This is a genomic window from Pseudomonas shahriarae, from assembly GCF_014268455.2.
Classification (GTDB): Bacteria; Pseudomonadota; Gammaproteobacteria; order Pseudomonadales; family Pseudomonadaceae; genus Aquipseudomonas; species Aquipseudomonas shahriarae.
The window spans coordinates 2262092-2278490 of sequence record NZ_CP077085.1 but is presented as its reverse complement, the minus strand read 5'-3'; the positions used below and the strand labels follow the sequence as shown (position 1 = coordinate 2278490).

General features: G+C 61.8%; 17 protein-coding genes and 1 pseudogene. 9 read left to right on the top strand and 9 right to left on the bottom strand.

Features of this window, described 5'->3' with window-relative positions; translation table 11 throughout:
* The first annotated feature begins 123 nt into the window (after positions 1-123).
* From HU773_RS10435 to ppnP, 3 genes are all read left to right on the top strand, one after another.
* Positions 124-2058, top strand: a complete 1935-nt coding sequence (locus HU773_RS10435) for an acetyl/propionyl/methylcrotonyl-CoA carboxylase subunit alpha (RefSeq protein WP_186625773.1) — start codon at positions 124-126, stop codon at positions 2056-2058.
* A gap of 70 nt (positions 2059-2128) precedes the next feature.
* Entirely contained in the window at positions 2129-2671 is a 543-nt protein-coding gene (locus HU773_RS10430; RefSeq protein WP_057439153.1) for a 3'-5' exonuclease, read from the top strand.
* Positions 2672-2719: 48 nt separating this feature from the next.
* Positions 2720-3004 (top strand): pyrimidine/purine nucleoside phosphorylase, encoded by a 285-nt coding sequence (ppnP, locus tag HU773_RS10425; RefSeq protein ID WP_032862771.1) that lies wholly within the window; start codon positions 2720-2722, stop codon positions 3002-3004.
* Positions 3005-3065: 61 nt separating this feature from the next.
* Here the strand turns inward: ppnP and HU773_RS10420 are convergent, their stop codons facing one another.
* Together HU773_RS10420 and HU773_RS10415 are read right to left on the bottom strand one after the other, a co-directional pair.
* On the bottom strand, positions 3066-3872 hold the full coding sequence (locus HU773_RS10420; RefSeq protein ID WP_169989334.1) for an MOSC domain-containing protein: 807 nt from the start codon (positions 3870-3872) through the stop codon (positions 3066-3068).
* 105 nt (positions 3873-3977) lie between these two features.
* Positions 3978-4913, bottom strand: coding sequence for a chemotaxis protein CheV (locus HU773_RS10415; RefSeq protein ID WP_057960227.1), 936 nt, complete (start codon positions 4911-4913; stop codon positions 3978-3980).
* A 554-nt stretch (positions 4914-5467) separates the two neighbouring features.
* On the opposite strand from HU773_RS10415, the gene HU773_RS10410 reads away from it, so the two are divergent.
* The 3 genes from HU773_RS10410 (at position 5468) to HU773_RS10400 (ending at position 7801) form a co-directional block, all read left to right on the top strand.
* A complete protein-coding gene (locus HU773_RS10410; protein WP_120732407.1) occupies positions 5468-5917 on the top strand; it encodes a hypothetical protein in 450 nt (149 codons plus the stop codon).
* A 334-nt stretch (positions 5918-6251) separates the two neighbouring features.
* On the top strand, positions 6252-7145 hold the full coding sequence (locus HU773_RS10405) for a sensor histidine kinase (RefSeq protein WP_057960228.1): 894 nt from the start codon (positions 6252-6254) through the stop codon (positions 7143-7145).
* Positions 7142-7801: a response regulator transcription factor gene (locus HU773_RS10400; RefSeq protein ID WP_057960229.1), complete on the top strand. Its 660-nt coding sequence runs from the start codon at positions 7142-7144 to the stop codon at positions 7799-7801. Before HU773_RS10405 ends, HU773_RS10400 begins: the two co-directional genes overlap by 4 nt.
* Here HU773_RS10400 and yegS read toward each other — a convergent pair.
* The 3 genes and pseudogenes from yegS to moaB form a co-directional block, all read right to left on the bottom strand.
* Positions 7763-8687 (bottom strand): annotated as a pseudogene (gene yegS / locus HU773_RS10395) (lipid kinase YegS); the annotation flags it as partial. The gene HU773_RS10400 and the pseudogene yegS sit on opposite strands and share 39 nt — an antisense overlap.
* 87 nt (positions 8688-8774) lie before the next feature.
* Positions 8775-9962, bottom strand: a complete 1188-nt coding sequence (locus HU773_RS10390) for a molybdopterin molybdotransferase MoeA (RefSeq protein WP_189691259.1) — start codon at positions 9960-9962, stop codon at positions 8775-8777.
* 22 nt (positions 9963-9984) lie between these two features.
* On the bottom strand, positions 9985-10524 hold the full coding sequence (gene moaB / locus HU773_RS10385) for a molybdenum cofactor biosynthesis protein B (protein WP_029298095.1): 540 nt from the start codon (positions 10522-10524) through the stop codon (positions 9985-9987).
* 76 nt (positions 10525-10600) lie between these two features.
* Between moaB and mobA the strand changes: the two genes are divergently transcribed.
* Both mobA and HU773_RS10375 read left to right on the top strand, forming a co-directional pair.
* Positions 10601-11203, top strand: a complete 603-nt coding sequence (gene mobA, locus HU773_RS10380; RefSeq protein WP_186625775.1) for a molybdenum cofactor guanylyltransferase MobA — start codon at positions 10601-10603, stop codon at positions 11201-11203.
* An 80-nt stretch (positions 11204-11283) separates the two neighbouring features.
* Positions 11284-11505, top strand: coding sequence for a YgdI/YgdR family lipoprotein (locus HU773_RS10375; protein ID WP_029298091.1), 222 nt, complete (start codon positions 11284-11286; stop codon positions 11503-11505).
* A 68-nt stretch (positions 11506-11573) separates the two neighbouring features.
* On the opposite strand, the gene HU773_RS10370 is transcribed toward HU773_RS10375, so the two are convergent.
* From HU773_RS10370 to HU773_RS10360, 3 genes are all read right to left on the bottom strand, one after another.
* Positions 11574-12464: a pseudouridine synthase gene (locus HU773_RS10370; RefSeq protein WP_128593378.1), complete on the bottom strand. Its 891-nt coding sequence runs from the start codon at positions 12462-12464 to the stop codon at positions 11574-11576.
* Positions 12465-12515: 51 nt separating this feature from the next.
* Complete coding sequence (locus HU773_RS10365; protein WP_029298086.1) at positions 12516-12851, bottom strand: hypothetical protein; 336 nt, start codon at positions 12849-12851, stop codon at positions 12516-12518.
* A 76-nt stretch (positions 12852-12927) separates the two neighbouring features.
* A complete protein-coding gene (locus HU773_RS10360; RefSeq protein WP_057958950.1) occupies positions 12928-13164 on the bottom strand; it encodes a glutaredoxin family protein in 237 nt (78 codons plus the stop codon).
* 148 nt (positions 13165-13312) lie between these two features.
* Between HU773_RS10360 and HU773_RS10355 the strand changes: the two genes are divergently transcribed.
* Positions 13313-15049, top strand: coding sequence for a cation:proton antiporter (locus tag HU773_RS10355; protein WP_178118017.1), 1737 nt, complete (start codon positions 13313-13315; stop codon positions 15047-15049).
* Here the strand turns inward: HU773_RS10355 and HU773_RS10350 are convergent.
* Positions 15036-16244 carry an ammonium transporter gene (locus HU773_RS10350; RefSeq protein ID WP_057439162.1) on the bottom strand — a complete coding sequence of 403 codons (1209 nt, stop codon included), beginning with the start codon at positions 16242-16244 and terminating at the stop codon, positions 15036-15038. The genes HU773_RS10355 and HU773_RS10350 overlap by 14 nt on opposite strands.
* Between the last annotated feature and the right edge of the window lie 155 nt (positions 16245-16399).

Genomic DNA, 16399 nt, shown 5'->3' with positions numbered 1-16399 from the left:
GGAGCTGGCTTGCCTGCGATGCGGGCACCTGGATCTGTCAGGGATACCGAGGTGATGCAATCGCAGGCAAGCCAGCGCCCACACAAGCCCGCGCCTGCGAAACCAATCAAACAGGGACCCAAAATGCCCAGTTTCAATAAAATACTGATCGCCAACCGCGGCGAAATCGCCTGCCGAATCCAGCGCACCGCCCAGGCCCTGGGCTACCGCACCGTGGCGATCTATAGCGCAGCCGACGCCAACGCCCTGCACGTACAAATGGCCGACGAAGCGGTGGATATCGGCCCCGCCCCGGTGCAGCAGTCTTACCTGAACATCCCGGCGATCCTCAATGCCGCACGCCTGACCGGCGCCGATGCGATCCACCCCGGCTACGGCTTTCTCTCGGAGAACCCCGAGTTCGCCAAGGCCTGCATTGCCGCCGGCCTGGTATTTATCGGCCCCAGCGCCGACGCCATCGAGTTGATGGGCAGCAAGCGCCTGTCAAAAATCGCCATGCTCGACGCCGGGGTGCCGTGCATTGCCGGCTACCAAGGCAGCGCGCAGGACGACACCACCCTGCAGAGCGAAGCCGAGCGCATCGGCTACCCGCTGATGATCAAGGCCAGTGCCGGCGGCGGCGGACGCGGCATGCGCCTGGTGCACGCGCCGGCGCAGTTGCTCGAACAACTGCACACCGCACGCTCCGAGGCCCTGAATGCCTTTGGCAGCGACGAACTGATTCTGGAGCAGGCGCTGATCGAACCGCGCCATGTGGAAATCCAGCTGTTCGGCGATGCCCACGGCAACCTGATCTACCTGGGCGAACGTGATTGCTCGGTCCAGCGCCGCCATCAGAAGGTCATCGAAGAAGCACCCTGCCCGGTCATGACTACCGAACTGCGCCAGGCCATGGGCGAAGCGGCGCTCAAGGCCGGACGCGCAGTGGCGTATGTCGGCGCGGGCACTGTGGAGTTCCTGCTGGACCGGAGCGGGCGGTTCTATTTCCTGGAAATGAACACCCGCCTGCAAGTGGAGCACCCCGTCACCGAACTGATCACCGGCCTGGACCTGGTGGACTGGCAACTGCAAATCGCCGCCGGCCAGCCCCTGCCCTTGCGCCAGGACCAGGTGACGCTGAGCGGGCATGCCATGGAAGTGCGCCTATACGCCGAAGACCCGGCCCAGGGTTTCTTGCCACAAACTGGCGAGGTGTTGCGCTGGGAGCCGGCAGCCGGGGTGCGGGTCGATCATGGATTGCAAGCCCCGCAGCGCATCAGCCCGTTCTATGATCCGATGCTGGGCAAGATCATCGCCCATGGCGCTACCCGCGAAGAGGCCCGGCGCAAGCTGCTGCGGGCGGTGCAGGACTGCGTGCTCCTGGGGATCCCCAGCAATCAGCGGTTACTGGTGGACCTGCTGGGGCATGCGCAATTTGTCGCGGCGGATTTCAGCACCGGATTTATTGCCGAACACTTCAGTGACATTGCCCGCCCTGCCGTCAGCGAAGAAGACCTGGCTCTGGCCGCCGCCCTGTTTTATCGGCACAGCGCGGCAGTGCATGGCCCGGCCCTGGCAGGCTGGCGCAACAATGCCAGCGTGCCCTGGACCTACCGCCTGGGCGTCGATGAGCACCGCCATGAGGTCAGCGCCCGCTTACTGGCGGAGGATCATCTGCAAGTCGGCAACATCGACATCCACCTCCTCGACAGCGACGGACGCTGGGCCAGCCTGGTCATCAACGGCATTCGGCGGCGGATTGCCTATCACCTGCAAGGCTCCCAGCTCTGGCTGTTGAATGCCGGCACCAGCCTGTGCGTGAGCAACCAGACGCAAACCGTGGCCAGTCGTGAAGCGCCCGTCAGCAGCGGCACGGTCAAGGCGCCGATGGACGGTGCCATTACCCTGCTGCAGGTGCGCGAAGGGGATGTGGTGAGCAAGGGCCAACTGCTGCTGGTGCTCGAAGCGATGAAAATGGAGCATCCGCTCAAAGCGGGCATCGACGGGGTGGTCAAGGCCATTCACGTCAGCGCCGGTGATCAAGTGCGCAATCGCCAGGTATTGCTGCAGATCGAGTAGCCCTGGGCGGAACTACCAGGCTTGGCTACGCTCTATCCCCATCAGAAAGGGATGAGTACGGGAACCTGCGATGCCTCATTGGCTGATTATTGATCTTGAAGCCACAACGGATGACGGCGGCTGGCCCGTGTCGGAGATGGAAATCATCGAAATCGGCGTGAGCCTGGTCAACCGTCAGGGCCGCGAGCTGGACCATTTCCAGCGCTTCGTGCGGCCCTTGCGCCGCCCGTTGTTGACGCCGTTCTGCCGCCAGCTGACGCACATCAGCCAGGCCAGTATCGACAGCGCAGCGCCCTTGACCGAGGTCTGGCCGCTGTTCGAACGCTGGCTGGGCCAGCATCATCCGCGCCTGGAAGGCTGGGCCAGCTGGGGCGACTATGATCGCCAGCAACTGGAGTTGGAGTGGCAGCGCCATGGCTTGGCCAGCGCGCTAAGCCAGACACCCCATGTGAACCTCAAGCAACGCTTCGCCAAGGCCCGACGCCTGGACAAGCCGTTGGGGCTCAATGGCGCCTTGCAACTGGCGGGCATGCAGTTCAACGGCCAGCAACACCGGGCACTGGAAGATGCGCGCAATACCGCGCGTTTGCTGCCGTTGATTTTGCCCGTGTAGAAGGCATACTGGCCGACCTTTCTTGCCCCTTTTTTCGAGGATTCGCCCATGTTCAAAGTCAATGAGTACTTCGACGGCACCGTCAAGTCGATCGCCTTCGGCACCCCTGAAGGTCCGGCGACCATCGGCGTGATGGCTCCGGGTGAATACGAATTCGGCACGGCCCAGCGTGAAATCATGCACGTGGTCTCGGGCGCGCTCACCGTCAAGTTGCCAGGCAGCGACGCCTGGGAAACCTTCGCCGCCGGCAGCCAGTTCAATGTGCCTGCCGACAGCAAGTTCCAGCTCAAGGTGGCCGTGGACACTGCCTACCTCTGCGAATACCGCGGCTAAGCTTTTTCCGCGCAAAAAAATGCCCGCCTCCCAAGAGGCGGGCATTTTTCATGGGCGACGGTTATTCGAGGATCGTCACCGGCATGCCGACTTCCAGGCGGCCCGCGCCGTCATTGACCAGGTTCTGGCCGAACATCACGCCATCGGGCTGTTTGCGGTAGGTTTCCAGGGTCGCCAGCGGCTGGCGATCGGCACTGCGCTCCCCGGTCGCCGGGTCGATGGTGGTGAGGATGCACCGCGAGCAGGACTTGACCACCCGGAACTCCACCTCACCAATGCGCACGCGCTTCCAGCCATCCTCGGCAAAAGCCTCGCTGCCTTCGATCACCAGGTTGGGGCGAAAGCGCAGCATTTCCATGGGCCGGCCGACGCGTTGCGACAAGTCGTCGAGAGACGCCTGGCCTATCAGCAACAAGGGGAAACCGTCGGCGAACGCCACCTGGTCATCGTCCTTGCCGTAGCCGGCCGCCGTGGTGCGCGCGCGCTCCAGCGGGACTTGCACCAAGCGTGTCGGTTTGCCGATGAACTGGCTGACCCAATCGGCGGCCTCAGCACCGGCGTCCGGGACCCGCAGGGTGTCGCGCCAGATGGTGACACCACGCAGCTCGGCATCGGCGCCGGGCAACGCCACATCCAGGGTGGGCAGGCCTGCAGCGCTCAAGGTCAGGCCACCGGCGGCATTCCACAACGCCGACAGCTGGCTCATCTGCGCCACGGCACGCTGGGTCAGGAATCGCCCACTGGCCTCGTCCACCAGCATCCAGCGTCGATCCCCGTCCAGCCCGAGTTTATCCAGGCCGATCTGCGACAAGGTCTCTGCCTTGCCCGACTTCAAGGGGTACCGATACAACGCGCTGAGACGAAGCATGAGCGTGGGTTCCTGTGAGCAAAAGCGTCACCCTATACGAGCACGCCGGCAGAATCAAAATTTCCCCCGGCCGGCAATTAGAGGCCCCCTCGTCACAGGCCGGAATCAGGCCGGCACTTCGTCCAGCATCAGGCGCTGGCGCACCACATCCACCAACTTGTCGGGCTGGAATTTGGAGAGGAAGTTGTCGCAACCGACCTTCTTCACCATCGAGTCGTTGAAGCTGCCCGACAAGGATGTGTGCAGCACCACATAGAGGCCGCGCAGACGCGGGTCGTTGCGGATTTCGGTAGTCAGGCGGTAGCCGTCCATCTCGGGCATTTCGGCGTCGGTGAAGATCATCAACAGTTTGTCGGTCATCACCTGGCCGCTGTCCGCCCATGCCTTGAGCATGTTCAAGGCCTTGAGGCCGTCACTGGCGATATGCATCTTCACCCCCAGTTGCCCCAGAGTGTCGCGCAGTTGCGACAAGGCCACGTTGGAGTCATCCACCAACAGCACTTCGCGACCACGGGCACGTTCGAGCACCGGATCCTCGAGTTTTTCCCGGGAGACCTTGGCGTTGTAGGGCACGATCTCGGCGAGGACTTTTTCCACGTCGATGATTTCCACCAACTGCTCATCCACCTTGCTGATGGCCGTGAGGTAGTGCTGGCGGCCGGCGCTCGCCGGCGGTGGCAGGATCGACTCCCAGGTCATGTTGACGATGCGGTCGACGCCGCCCACCAGGAACGCCTGTACCGAGCGGTTGTACTCGGTAACGATAATGGTACTGTTGGGCCCCGGTACCAGCGGACGCATGCCGATGGCCTGGGACAGGTCGATCACCGGCAAGGTCTGGCCGCGCAGGTTGACCACGCCGCAGACAAACGGGTGACGCTGGGGCATCAGGGTCAGCTTGGGCAACTGCAGGACTTCCTGCACCTTGAACACGTTGATTGCGAACAACTGGCGCCCTGCCAGGCGAAACATAAGGATCTCCAGGCGATTCTCACCCACCAGTTGCGTGCGTTGATCTACCGTGTCGAGAATGCCAGCCATTGAAGACTCCTGGGGTGTGCTGAAAGATTTGCTGCTTACTGGAGAAAGATATCGGCAGACAGTGCCAAACCTTGACCCCCCGGTAAAATGCCACGCAAATGCATTGATGTCACACTGACATCATGCTTTACTGGCCTCACCTTGCCGTCCGGTCGTCAAGCCACGCCGCACGACCCTCAAACGGACATAAGGTTCCGCCATGTAAGGGATTCCCCTAGTCGCAATCAGGTCCAACCTGATATTCGCGATATCCAATAGCCATTAATGTGACGCCATTCTCATTGCATGAACGGAGTCAGGCTTTTGTTTGCTATCGCAAGCCCACGGCCCAAGGGCCTTCCAGGCATTAACGCCTGGGCAATCGAAGTAATGCGAATGCCTCTGGTTGTTCCCACTGCAAGCAGCGCCAGCAGTCGCGACGCTGGTCATTCAAATAAAAGTACTACTCAAAATTCAGAAATGAACTACAGATCTCGGTCATATTTCGGCGCTAGTTTTAAGCCGTTGCTCCGGTATTACATCTCATTGTCTGACCGTACGTTGTGGAGACTTTCATGATGAACGACGGTAAAGAGTGGCAAGACGCACTTCCCGAGTTCCTCCTGGAGGCAGAAATGCTGCTGGCCAAGTCTGAGGAATGCCTGAGCCACCTGCATTTGATCCGCAACGATAACGATGCCATCGACTGCATGAAAAACAGCCTGGTCAAACTGGCAGAAAAGGCCGATGCCATGGCGCTGGACGCCATTGGCAACTTTTCCCGGCATATCCAGGACCTGATCAGCAACGCCCAAAGCCCGATGCAGCTCCACGATACGGCACTTGCAGCCCTGCATGACTGCCTGACGCTGCTGGCCTGGCAACTGGAACTGATCGACGTCAAGACCGGCAAACTCAGCCTGGATGACGCGGAGCAAACCACGTTGATTGAGACGGTTGCCCAGCAGATCCCCCAGAAGGATGTTGGCGCTCGCCATCGCCACTCCATGCCCTACGCCTCCTGAACCTGCCGTGCGGTTAATCCAGGCCGCCGGCGGGCGCCCAACTAATGCTCGTCAAATATTTAGCCAGCCAACTATCATTAACCCAATATGGGTAATAGCGATACAAAACCAAATTAATAGTACAACTAGACGCCGCTGAACTAAGCCTTGTAGCAGGCGACCAACGGTAATTGTTGGTGGTACTATTAGCGCGCTCGAAGTGGCCGACCGTGAATACGTAATAAATCTGAGAAGCGCCTCGAACCAAGACTAAACCCAATCGCTTTCCAAACAGAGCCCGGCCAGCGGTCATGACCGGTCTACCCGCAGCGAACACCCATCGGCTCCATCTGCTATGTACGCCAGCCTCAAGTCACTCATCGCCAGGTTCGTCCTCTCGGGCAATACCCGTTGGATCACCCTGGGTCTTTGCCTGTGCGCGACTCTGGTCAGCCTCTGGGTCTATGCCCACAAAGCACCGCTGCCGCTGTTTTTGCTGTTGCTCAACCTCGCCGCCCTGACCGCCGCCGGCCTGCAGCGTTGGCGCTCGCGCAAGTCGATCAAGTTCCAGCCCCAGGAATTGGCCGACCGCCTGCTGCAAGTCCAGGAAAACGAGCGCCATCGTCTCAGCCGCGAGCTACATGACGATATCGGCCAACTGCTGACCGCTGCCAAACTGCAAAGCGACTGGCTGCAACGCCGCTCGCCGGCAGAGTTGCAGGACCAGTGCGGCGTACTGTGCAACACCCTCAACGAAACCCTGGCCAAAGTGCGGGACGTCTCGGCCATTCTCAATCCCCGGCAACTGACCAGCCTGGGCCTGGAGGCGAGCCTGCGCGCGCACCTGCTCAAGACCCTGGCAAACACCCCGGTGCATTGGAGCCTGGAATGCCAGCAACGCCTGACCGGGATTCCCGAAGAGATGGCGGTGGCGGCCTTTCGTATCACCCAGGAAGCCGTGACGAACATGTTGCGCCATGCCCAGGCGCGCAACCTGCTGGTGCGCCTGCAACGTTTGCCACAGGGGTTGTCGCTGTTTATCAGCGATGACGGCCGGGGGTTCTCCCCCGCCACCGACCCGGCCCTTGCGGGGCAACGGGGCATGTCAGGCATGTGCGAACGCATTGATCAACTGGGCGGCATGCTGACGGTCAATAGCCAACCCGGCTTTGGCACGCGAATCGAAGCGCTGTTCCCCTGGGCGCCCCGTACCCTCGAACGGGCCAATTCCCCTGAGGTTCTAGAGTGACCTGCAATTTACTGCTGGTAGATGACCACGCCCTGATCCGCGCGGGTGTGCGCGCGCTGATCCTGGATATCCCAGGCTATGCGGTGATTGGCGAGGCCACCGATGGCGCGCAACTGCTCGCACAATATACCGCCTTGCTGCCCGATATCGTCTTGCTGGACCTGTCGATGAAGCACACCAGCGGCCTGGATGCGTTGCAGCAACTCAAGCACGCCTACCCCAAGAGCAAAGTGCTGATCCTGTCGATGCACACCGACCCGCAATTGATCATGCGTGCCCTGGAGGCAGGCGCCCACGGCTACCTGCTCAAGGACACCACCGCCAACGAGCTGGAACATGCGCTGCTGGCACTGCGCAACAACGAGCGCTACCTGAGCCCGGCCATCGCCCACACCGTGATCAACCAGGCCTTGATCCACAGCCAGTCCCACCCGGAGGCGCCCGTGCAGCGCCACAACCTGACGGCGCGCCAGCTGGAAATCCTGCGCCTGATCGTACGCGGCAAATCCACCCGGGAAATCGCCCACGGCCTGGGCCTGAGCATCAAGACTGTGGAAGCTCACCGCTCGCAGATCATGAAGCGCCTGCAGATTTTTGATGTGGCCGGCCTGGTGCTGTTCGCCGTGCGCGAACAGATCATCAGCCTGGACGATTAGCCAGCAACGGTGAATCCACCGGCAAGTGCACCTGCAAGGCCTTGGGCAAGGCGCTGAAGCGCAGGTCACTGCCCTTGAGCGGTTCGCCATCCAGGTTGATATCCAGTCCTTCGGCCACCTTGATTTCCACCCACGGCAGGCGTGCCCGCACAAACAGGTTATCCAGGCCCCAGCCGTCGGTCATCAGGCTGCGCAAGGTGCCGACCACTTCCTGAGGCGCCGGCAGGATGCTGATATCCAGCAAGCCATCATCGGCCATTGCCCCCGGGCACAGCTCGTGCCCGCCACCGGCCTGGCGACCGTTGCCGATGCCCAGGGCCAGTAACTCGCCGCTCCAGTGAAAGTCCGGCCCCACCAGCTCCCCATAAGCCGCCCGCAACTCGCTGAAACGCGACAAGCCGGTAAACAGATAGGCCGCACCGCCCAGCACCTTTTTCAGATCCTCGGAAGTGTTGGCCGTGACCTGGCTGCCAAAACCGCCAGTGGCCATATTGAGAAACACCTGCCCGCCAACCTCCCCCAGGTCGATAGCGCGCGGCGCAACGTCCAACAGCGCCAGGGCCTCACGCGGCTCCAACGGCACGCCGGCCGCACGGGCGAAGTCATTGGCAGTGCCCAGGGGCATCAGCACCAGGCTGGCGTCGGTCTTGGCGCGGGCCATGGCCTCGGCCACATCACGCAGCGTGCCGTCGCCGCCGCCCGCGATCAGGCGTGTGTAGCCGGCATCCAGGGCTTCACCCACCAGGCGTTGGGCATCGCCGCCCTCCCAGGTGACGCGCACCGCCAGCTCCCACCCCTGCTCGCGCTTGCCTTGCACTGCCGCCCGCACGTCTTCGTTGAGGGCTTGCTTGCCGTGCAGAATCAACAGTGCCTTGGGTTTACTCATGGGGTGAAGCTCCTATTGTTGGAGGGGACCTGAGGGATGTTGACCTTCGGCAGTCAGAAAAAAGCCATTGGGCTGTAAATAAATTCTTCAGCCCAACACTTCACTCAGGGGAATGAAATTCACCCGATCACCGATGGCCAAGGTGCTGCCCTCCACCACTTCCACCAAACCCTCTGCCCAGGCGGCACTGCGCAGCACACCGGAACTCTGGTTCGGGTAGATCACCGCCCGCCCCTGCTCCAGGCGCCCGCGCAGGTATTCGCGACGGTTGCCCGGCTTGGCCCACACGAACCCTGCCGGCACCTCGAAACGCAACGGCTGCACCACCGCGACACCCTGACGGCGCAACAGATACGGGCGCGCCAGCAAGGCGAACGTAACCAGGGTGGACGCCGGATTCCCCGGCAGGCCGATCACCGGTACGCCGCGGAAATGACCGAATGTCAAAGGCTTGCCAGGCTTGATCGCCAGCTTCCACAAGGCCAGCTCACCCTCCTCGCGCAATGCGATACCGAGGAAATCCGCTTCCCCCACCGAGACTCCACCGGTAGACAGGATCAAGTCCACCGAACCCAGTGCGCCCAGGCGGGTGCGGGTCAATTCCAGGTCATCGGGCAAGATACCGGCGTCGATCACCTCGCAGCCCAGGCGTTGCAACCAACTGCACAACACCCGCCGGTTGCTGTTGTAGATCTGTCCCGGCCCCAGTGGCAGGCCCGGTTCGATCAACTCGTCGCCCGTAGACAGCACCGCCACACGCACGCGGCGCACCACCGCCAACCGGTCGCGCCCCAGGGACGCCGCCAGGCCCAGTTCAATCGGGCCGAGCCGTGTACCGGCAGCCAGGACTTCCTCACCGACTGTAGTCTCCTGCCCCTTGGATCGGATGTTTTGCCCTACGCGCAGCGCCTGGGTAAAGCTCACGCGCTGATCGGGTTGCAGCTCGGCGTTTTCCTGCATTTCCACACAGTCGGCCCCGTCGGGTACCGGAGCGCCGGTGAAGATCCGCGCACAGGTACCCGCCGCCAAGGGCTCAGGGGCCTGGCCAGCGAAAATACGCTGGCTCACCCGCAGCGGCTCGCCGGTCCAATCGGCAGTGCGCAGGGCGTAGCCGTCCATGGCGCTGTTGGGCCACGGCGGCAGGTCGAGGGTGGAAACCAATGCCTCGGCCAACACACGCCCATCGCACTCGGCCAATGGCAGGTGTTCCTGCTCACGGATCGGCGCGGCCTCGGCCATGTTCAGCAGCCGTTCCAGGGCTTCTTCCACCGGCATCAGGGCGCCGGTCTTGCCCGGCTTATCCACGGGATTCACACGGCTCGGCCAGCTTGAGGTGCGGCACAAAATTGCATGGGCGATGGCGGGCATCCAGCTGTTCGGCGAGAATCCCGTCCCAACCGGTACGCACCGCATTGGTGGAACCCGGCAGGCAGCACACCAGGGTGCCATTGGCCAGGCCGGCCAGGGCACGGGACTGCACGGTAGAGGTGCCGATATCGGCGACCGAAATCTGCCGGAACAGCTCGCCAAAGCCGTCCACTTGCTTGTCCAGCAAGCAACTGACCGCTTCGGGGGTGCTGTCACGGCCAGTGAAGCCGGTGCCGCCGGTAATCAGCACCACTTGCACCACATCCTCGGCAATCCAGTGGGCGACTTGCGCACGGATTTTGTAGAGGTCATCTTTGAGCAATACCCGTTCGGCCAGGCGATGCCCAGCAGCGAGCAGGCGGTCAACAAAGACCTGCCCGGAGGTGTCGGTTTCCAGGGTGCGGGTGTCGCTGACGGTCAGTACAGCGATATTAAGAGGTACGAAAGGCGCATCAGCCTTGGCTTTCATGGCTCGGTCCGGTTGTCGAAGGAACAGCCCGATGTTATATCACAGCCCCCTATTTCACTGCCGCTGCGGAGCCGTCATGCCACTCAACTCTTCGCCCCTGCCCTGCTCGATCCTGTTGCTGGCCGGCGGTCGCGGCCAGCGCATGGGCGGCCTGGACAAGGGGCTGCTCGACTGGCACGGGCAGCCGCTGATTGCTCACCTGCACCAACTGGTGCGGCCGTTGACCGACGACCTGATCATCTCCTGCAACCGCAACCAGGCGCAGTACACCCCGTACGGCGACCAGTTGGTGAGCGACGACAGTCCGGACTTCCCGGGCCCCTTGGCCGGTATCCGCGCCGGCCTGGCCGCCGCGCGCCATGAACATCTATTGATCTTGCCCTGCGATGTGCCGCATATCGACGGGCAACTGTTGGCAGACCTGCTCGAAACCGCGCGGCAGCACCCCCAGGTACCGGTGATGATCCGCCATGGGGCGTTCTGGGAGCCTTTGCTCTGCGTCATACCGACGCGCCTGCGCGACGCGGTGGAGGACGCCTGGCTGGCTGCAGAGCGCAGCCCGCGCCAGATCCTGCTGAAACTAGGGGCCCAGGCGCTCGATTGCGCCGAGAACGACCCTCGCCTGGCCAACCTCAATACACCAGAGTTGTTGCGCCCACGCCCCGGCGTGTCAGAATGAGCGCTAGACAAGGAACTTTGCCGACGTTGCATACGTCACAAGGTCAGAACTCAACACAGTATTACTCTCGGAGAAGACTCATGACCCAACGGACCATCGCCGCTCTCATGCTTGCACTGGGCCTTGCTACCCTCGCCGGTTGCGCCTCGCCTACAGTGATCACCCTGAATGACGGTCGCGAAATCCAGGCTGTCGATACCCCTAAATTCGATCAGGATTCGGGCTTCTACGAATTCGAACAACTGGATGGCAAGCGTACCCGCATCAACAAGGATCAGGTTCGCACCGTTAAAGACCTGTAAGTCTTAACGCCAGATACAACAAAGCCCGCTCTTAAGCGGGCTTTGTTGTATCTGGCGCATGGGAAACATCACCACTCAAGCACGATCCGGCTGCTGAAGTCGCGCTGCTCGCCGGTCACCGGGTCGATAAACCGTACGCCCTGGGCCAGCAACTTGAGCGGGTTGGCGTAGTCATCCACAGCATCCTTGATGACCTCGGGATAAAACGGGTCATTGCAGATGCTCGCCCCCAGTGCCGTCATATGCACGCGCAGTTGATGCTTCTTGCCCGTCACCGGAAACAGGCCATAGCGCCACAGGTCACCATTCTTCTCGCGCACCTGCACCGCCGTTTCCGTGTTGCTTGCACCAGGCCCTTCCTGCATGCGGAAGAACGGTTCGCCCTCCACCAGGCGACTCTTGTGCACCAGCGGGAATGTCAGCGCGGGCAAGGCCGGGGCAATGGCTTCGTAGAACTTATCAATCTGCCGGGTGGGGAACAGTTGTTGATACGCCGAGCGGCTTTGCGGGTTGGCAGAGAACAGCACCAGCCCGGCAGTATGGCGATCAATGCGATGCAGCGGCACCAGCGACGGGTTATCCAGGCGGCGGATCAGGCGGCGCAGTAAAGTCTGCTCGACATATTCGCCGGCGGGCGTCACTGGCAGGAAGTGTGGTTTGTCGGCCACCACCAGATGCTCATCGGCATACAGGATGGTCTCCTGCACCGGGATCGGCTTCTCATCCGGCACTTCGCGAAAGTAGTGGATGCGCAAACCTTCCTTGTAGGCCAGATCCACGGCGATGGGCTGGCCATTGCCATCCAGCACCCGGCCACGGGCGATGCGGTCCAGCCACTGCTCGCGGCCGATGGCGCGAAAGTGCTCGCACAGGCAGTCGAGCACCGTCGCCCAGGGCCCAGGCGGCAGGTACAGCGTACTGGCTTGGTTCTGGGCAGCGGAAAAACCGGTATCGGACATGCGTACACTCAAGGGCCTGGAAATACTAAGGGGGCATTATCCCCCAGAATCTCAAGCCCTGACCAATTCGGCCCGCAGCACCGGCGAGGCGCTGGCAGCCTCGGTAAACTCCTTGAGCCAACGCAGGACGTCCACCGCCTCCCAGCGGCCGGGATCGTACAGTGCATACAGCAAGCCCTGATACCCCACCACATCCAACTGCTTGTGATAACCGGCGCGCTGGAACAAGGCTTCGATTTCGGCAAAACAGGTATTGAAATGCACTTTGTTGAACGGCGTCTTGCCTTCCGTGACCAGGCCATCGAGCCGCAGTTCATTCACCGCATCGCGTACGATATCGACGGACATGCGGTTGACGCTGCTTTTCAGTTGTTCGACATTCACCACGGGCGTTCCCTCTCACTCAAATCGCTGTACAAACATACAGTAACCGAATAATCAGCAACCTGCCACGGGATTAGCGCTAACTTAAAAAGGCGACCACCTGTTCAGTTTCGAACGGCCAGCCCAGTTCCGCCCCGGTATCCACCCGGCGCAGCACCGGAATACTTAGGCCATAGACGTCAAACAGCGCTTGTGAATCGGCGATATCCACCAACTCGACCAACAGCCCGCATTCGACCAACGGCATGATTTCAGCTTCCGCAAGCTCACACAGATGGCAGCCCAGGGTGCCGAACAACTGGCATTCAGGAGGCATGGCGTAAAGACCCGATAAGAAACAGGTACCCATTCTAGGCCGCGAGAAAAACCTCGTCGAGTCATGCCAAAGACCTGATCCAGATCACCATGGCCTATAACTGATTCAGCGATTCTCGCGGCTTTTTTCCTGCAACACCCCGACGGAGATGTCTGTGTTTGCCAACCTGCTGATCATTCTTGCCTCATCCCTGGTCGTCATTGCGCTGTTCCGTCGGCTGCAACTGCCTCCGGTGCTCGGCTACCTCTGCGTGGGCCTGGCCGTAGGGCCGACAGCCCTGGACTGGGTCAATGACAGCGAAGACCTGCCAGACCTCGCCGAACTGGGGGTGGTATTCCTGCTGTTTTCCCTGGGCCTGGAGTTCTCCCTGTCCAAGATGCTCAGCCTGCGCCGGGTGGTGTTCGGCCTCGGCAGCCTGCAGGTGCTGTGCTGCGCGGTAGTGCTGGGTGCCCTGCTGCTGTTGATGGGCATGTCGCCGGTGGCCGCCTTGCTGCTGGGGGCCGGGCTGGCACTGTCATCCACCGCCATTGTGAGCAAGGAGCTGACCAGCCTCGGGGAGATATTCAGCACTCATGGGCAGAATGCGATTGGCGTGCTGTTGTTCCAGGACGTGGTCGCGGTGCTGTTGCTGACCCTGGTCCCGGTGTTCGCCGGCAGTAGCGAGCAGGCCTGGTACTGGGCACTGCCCCTGACCCTGGGCAAGACCGTGGTGTTGTTCTTCGGTCTGCTGCTCGCCAGCCGCTGGGTGCTGCCGCGCCTGTTCCATGAAGTAGCCGCCTCGCATTCGGCGGAACTGTTCGTGCTGCTGGCCCTGGTGATTGTGTTGCTTACGGCCTGGCTCACACACCTGCTGGGCCTGTCGCCGGCCCTCGGCGCGTTCCTGGCGGGCATGCTGCTGGGGGAAAGCCATTACCGGCACCAGATCGAAGCGGATATCCGACCGTTTCGCGACATCCTGCTGGGGTTGTTTTTTGTCAGTATCGGCATGCTGATCGACTTGCAACTGTTCGTCAGTCACAGCCTGCAGATCCTCGGGCTGACCCTGGCACTGATGTTGATCAAGGGCTGCATTGTCGCCGCGCTGGTCAAGCTGCGCGGCAGCGACAGCGAGACCGCCTGGCGCAGCGGCCTGGCCCTGGCCCAGGGCGGTGAGTTCTGTTTTGCACTGATGGCGCAAATGCAGTTGAGCAATATGCTGCCCGGCGAAATCAGCAGCCTGCTGCTGGCCGCGACGTTCTGCTCCATGCTGCTGACGCCCCTGCTGCTGCGGGCCGCGCCCTCTATCGCCCTGCGCCTGCATCGCAAGCCCAACCAGCAAGTGCAACTGGAGGCAATCACCGCGCTCAACGCCGAGCTGCGCGGGCATGTGCTGATCTGCGGTTATGGCCGGGTCGGCCAATCCATCGGGCGTTTCCTGCGCCGTGAACAACAGGCGTTCATTGCCCTGGACGATGACCCCGAACGGGTGCAGGAAGCCGCCACCGAGGACAGCAGCGTGCATTATGGCGATTGCCGGCGCGGCGCCCTGCTCAGCGCAGTCGGCCTGGAGCGCGCACGCCTGGTGGTGATTGCCGTGGACAATAGCGACGTGGCCCTGGTGGTGCTCAAGGAAGCGCGACGGATCAACCACAAAGTGCCGATCCTGGTGCGCACCCGCGACGACAGCCAGTTGACTGAACTGAAGGCCGCCGGGGCCAGCGAGGTGGTGCCCGAACTACTGGAGTCGAGCCTGATGCTCGCGTCGCACGCAATGATCATGCTCGGCCTGCCCGACCAGCAGGTGCGCGACCGCGTCGACGAAGTACGGCGCAATCGCTACCGCTTGCTCCACGGTTTCTACCAGCATACCGACGCCAACCGTGAAGCCCCGATCAATCCTGACTGACTGCACCAATCTTATGGATCGACAAGTCCGCGCCGTAGTACTCCTCTTCCTGGCTCAAGCGCAGGCCGCAGAGGCGCTTGAGCACGCCGTACACCAGCAACCCGCCCGCCAGGGCCACTACCACCCCCAGGGCGGTACCGATCAACTGGCTGATCAGGCTCACGCCGCCCAGCCCACCCAAGGCGCTCTGACCGAAAATCCCGCAGGCAATCCCGCCCCACACACCACACAAGCCATGCAACGGCCAGACACCCAGCACATCGTCGATCTTCCACAGATTCTGGGCGGCGATAAAGCACCACACAAACAGGCCACCGGCCACCACGCCGGTGACCAGCGCGCCCACCGGATGCATCAGGTCGGAGCCCGCGCAGATCGCCACCAGCCCGGCCAACGGGCCATTGTGCAAGAAGCCCGGGTCGTTACGCCCGATCACCAGTGCCGCCACGGTCCCACCTACCATGGCCATCAACGAGTTGACCGCCACCAGCCCGCTCACCCCGGACAAGGTCTGCGCACTCATCACGTTGAAACCGAACCAGCCGACGATCAATATCCACGAGCCCAGTGCCAGGAACGGAATGCTCGACGGCGCAAACGCCACCAGACGCCCGTCGCGGTAACGCCCCTGACGCGGCCCCAGCAGCAACACCGCCGCCAGCGCCAGCCAACCGCCCATGGCATGTACCACCACCGAACCGGCAAAGTCATGGAAGGATGCGCCGAAGGTCGCCAACAACCAGGCTTGCAGGCCAAAGTTGCCATTCCACACCATGCCCTCGAAAAACGGGTAGATGAATGCCACGATCAGCGCCGTGGCACACAGTTGTGGAACAAAGCGTGCACGCTCGGCAATGCCCCCGGAGATGATCGCCGGGATGGCTGCTGCGAAGGTCAGCAGGAAAAAGAACTTCACCAGGCCATAACCATGGTCGGCACTGAGCACGGCGGCCGGCTGCATAAAGCTGACCCCGTAGGAGATCCAATAGCCTATAAAGAAATAGGCCAGGGTCGAGACCGCAAAATCACTGAGGATTTTCGACAACGCGTTGACTTGGTTCTTCTGCCGTACCGTACCGACTTCCAGAAACGCGAAGCCGGCATGCATCGCCAGGACCATCACCGCGCCGATCAGAATAAACAGCGTATTGGAGCTATGGACGAGAGTGTCCACCGCGCTTTGCACATTTTCCATGGGGATTGGCAGGCCTGCAGTTCAGGAAAAAGCACCAAAGCAGTTCATTGCCCAACAATCGCGCACTAAATTGGTACTGCGCGTTCTACCCTTCTTCAGAGGGAATGAACCGCTTTGGCGCGACGACAATCGAATAAGGCAGTGACTTGCGGGTT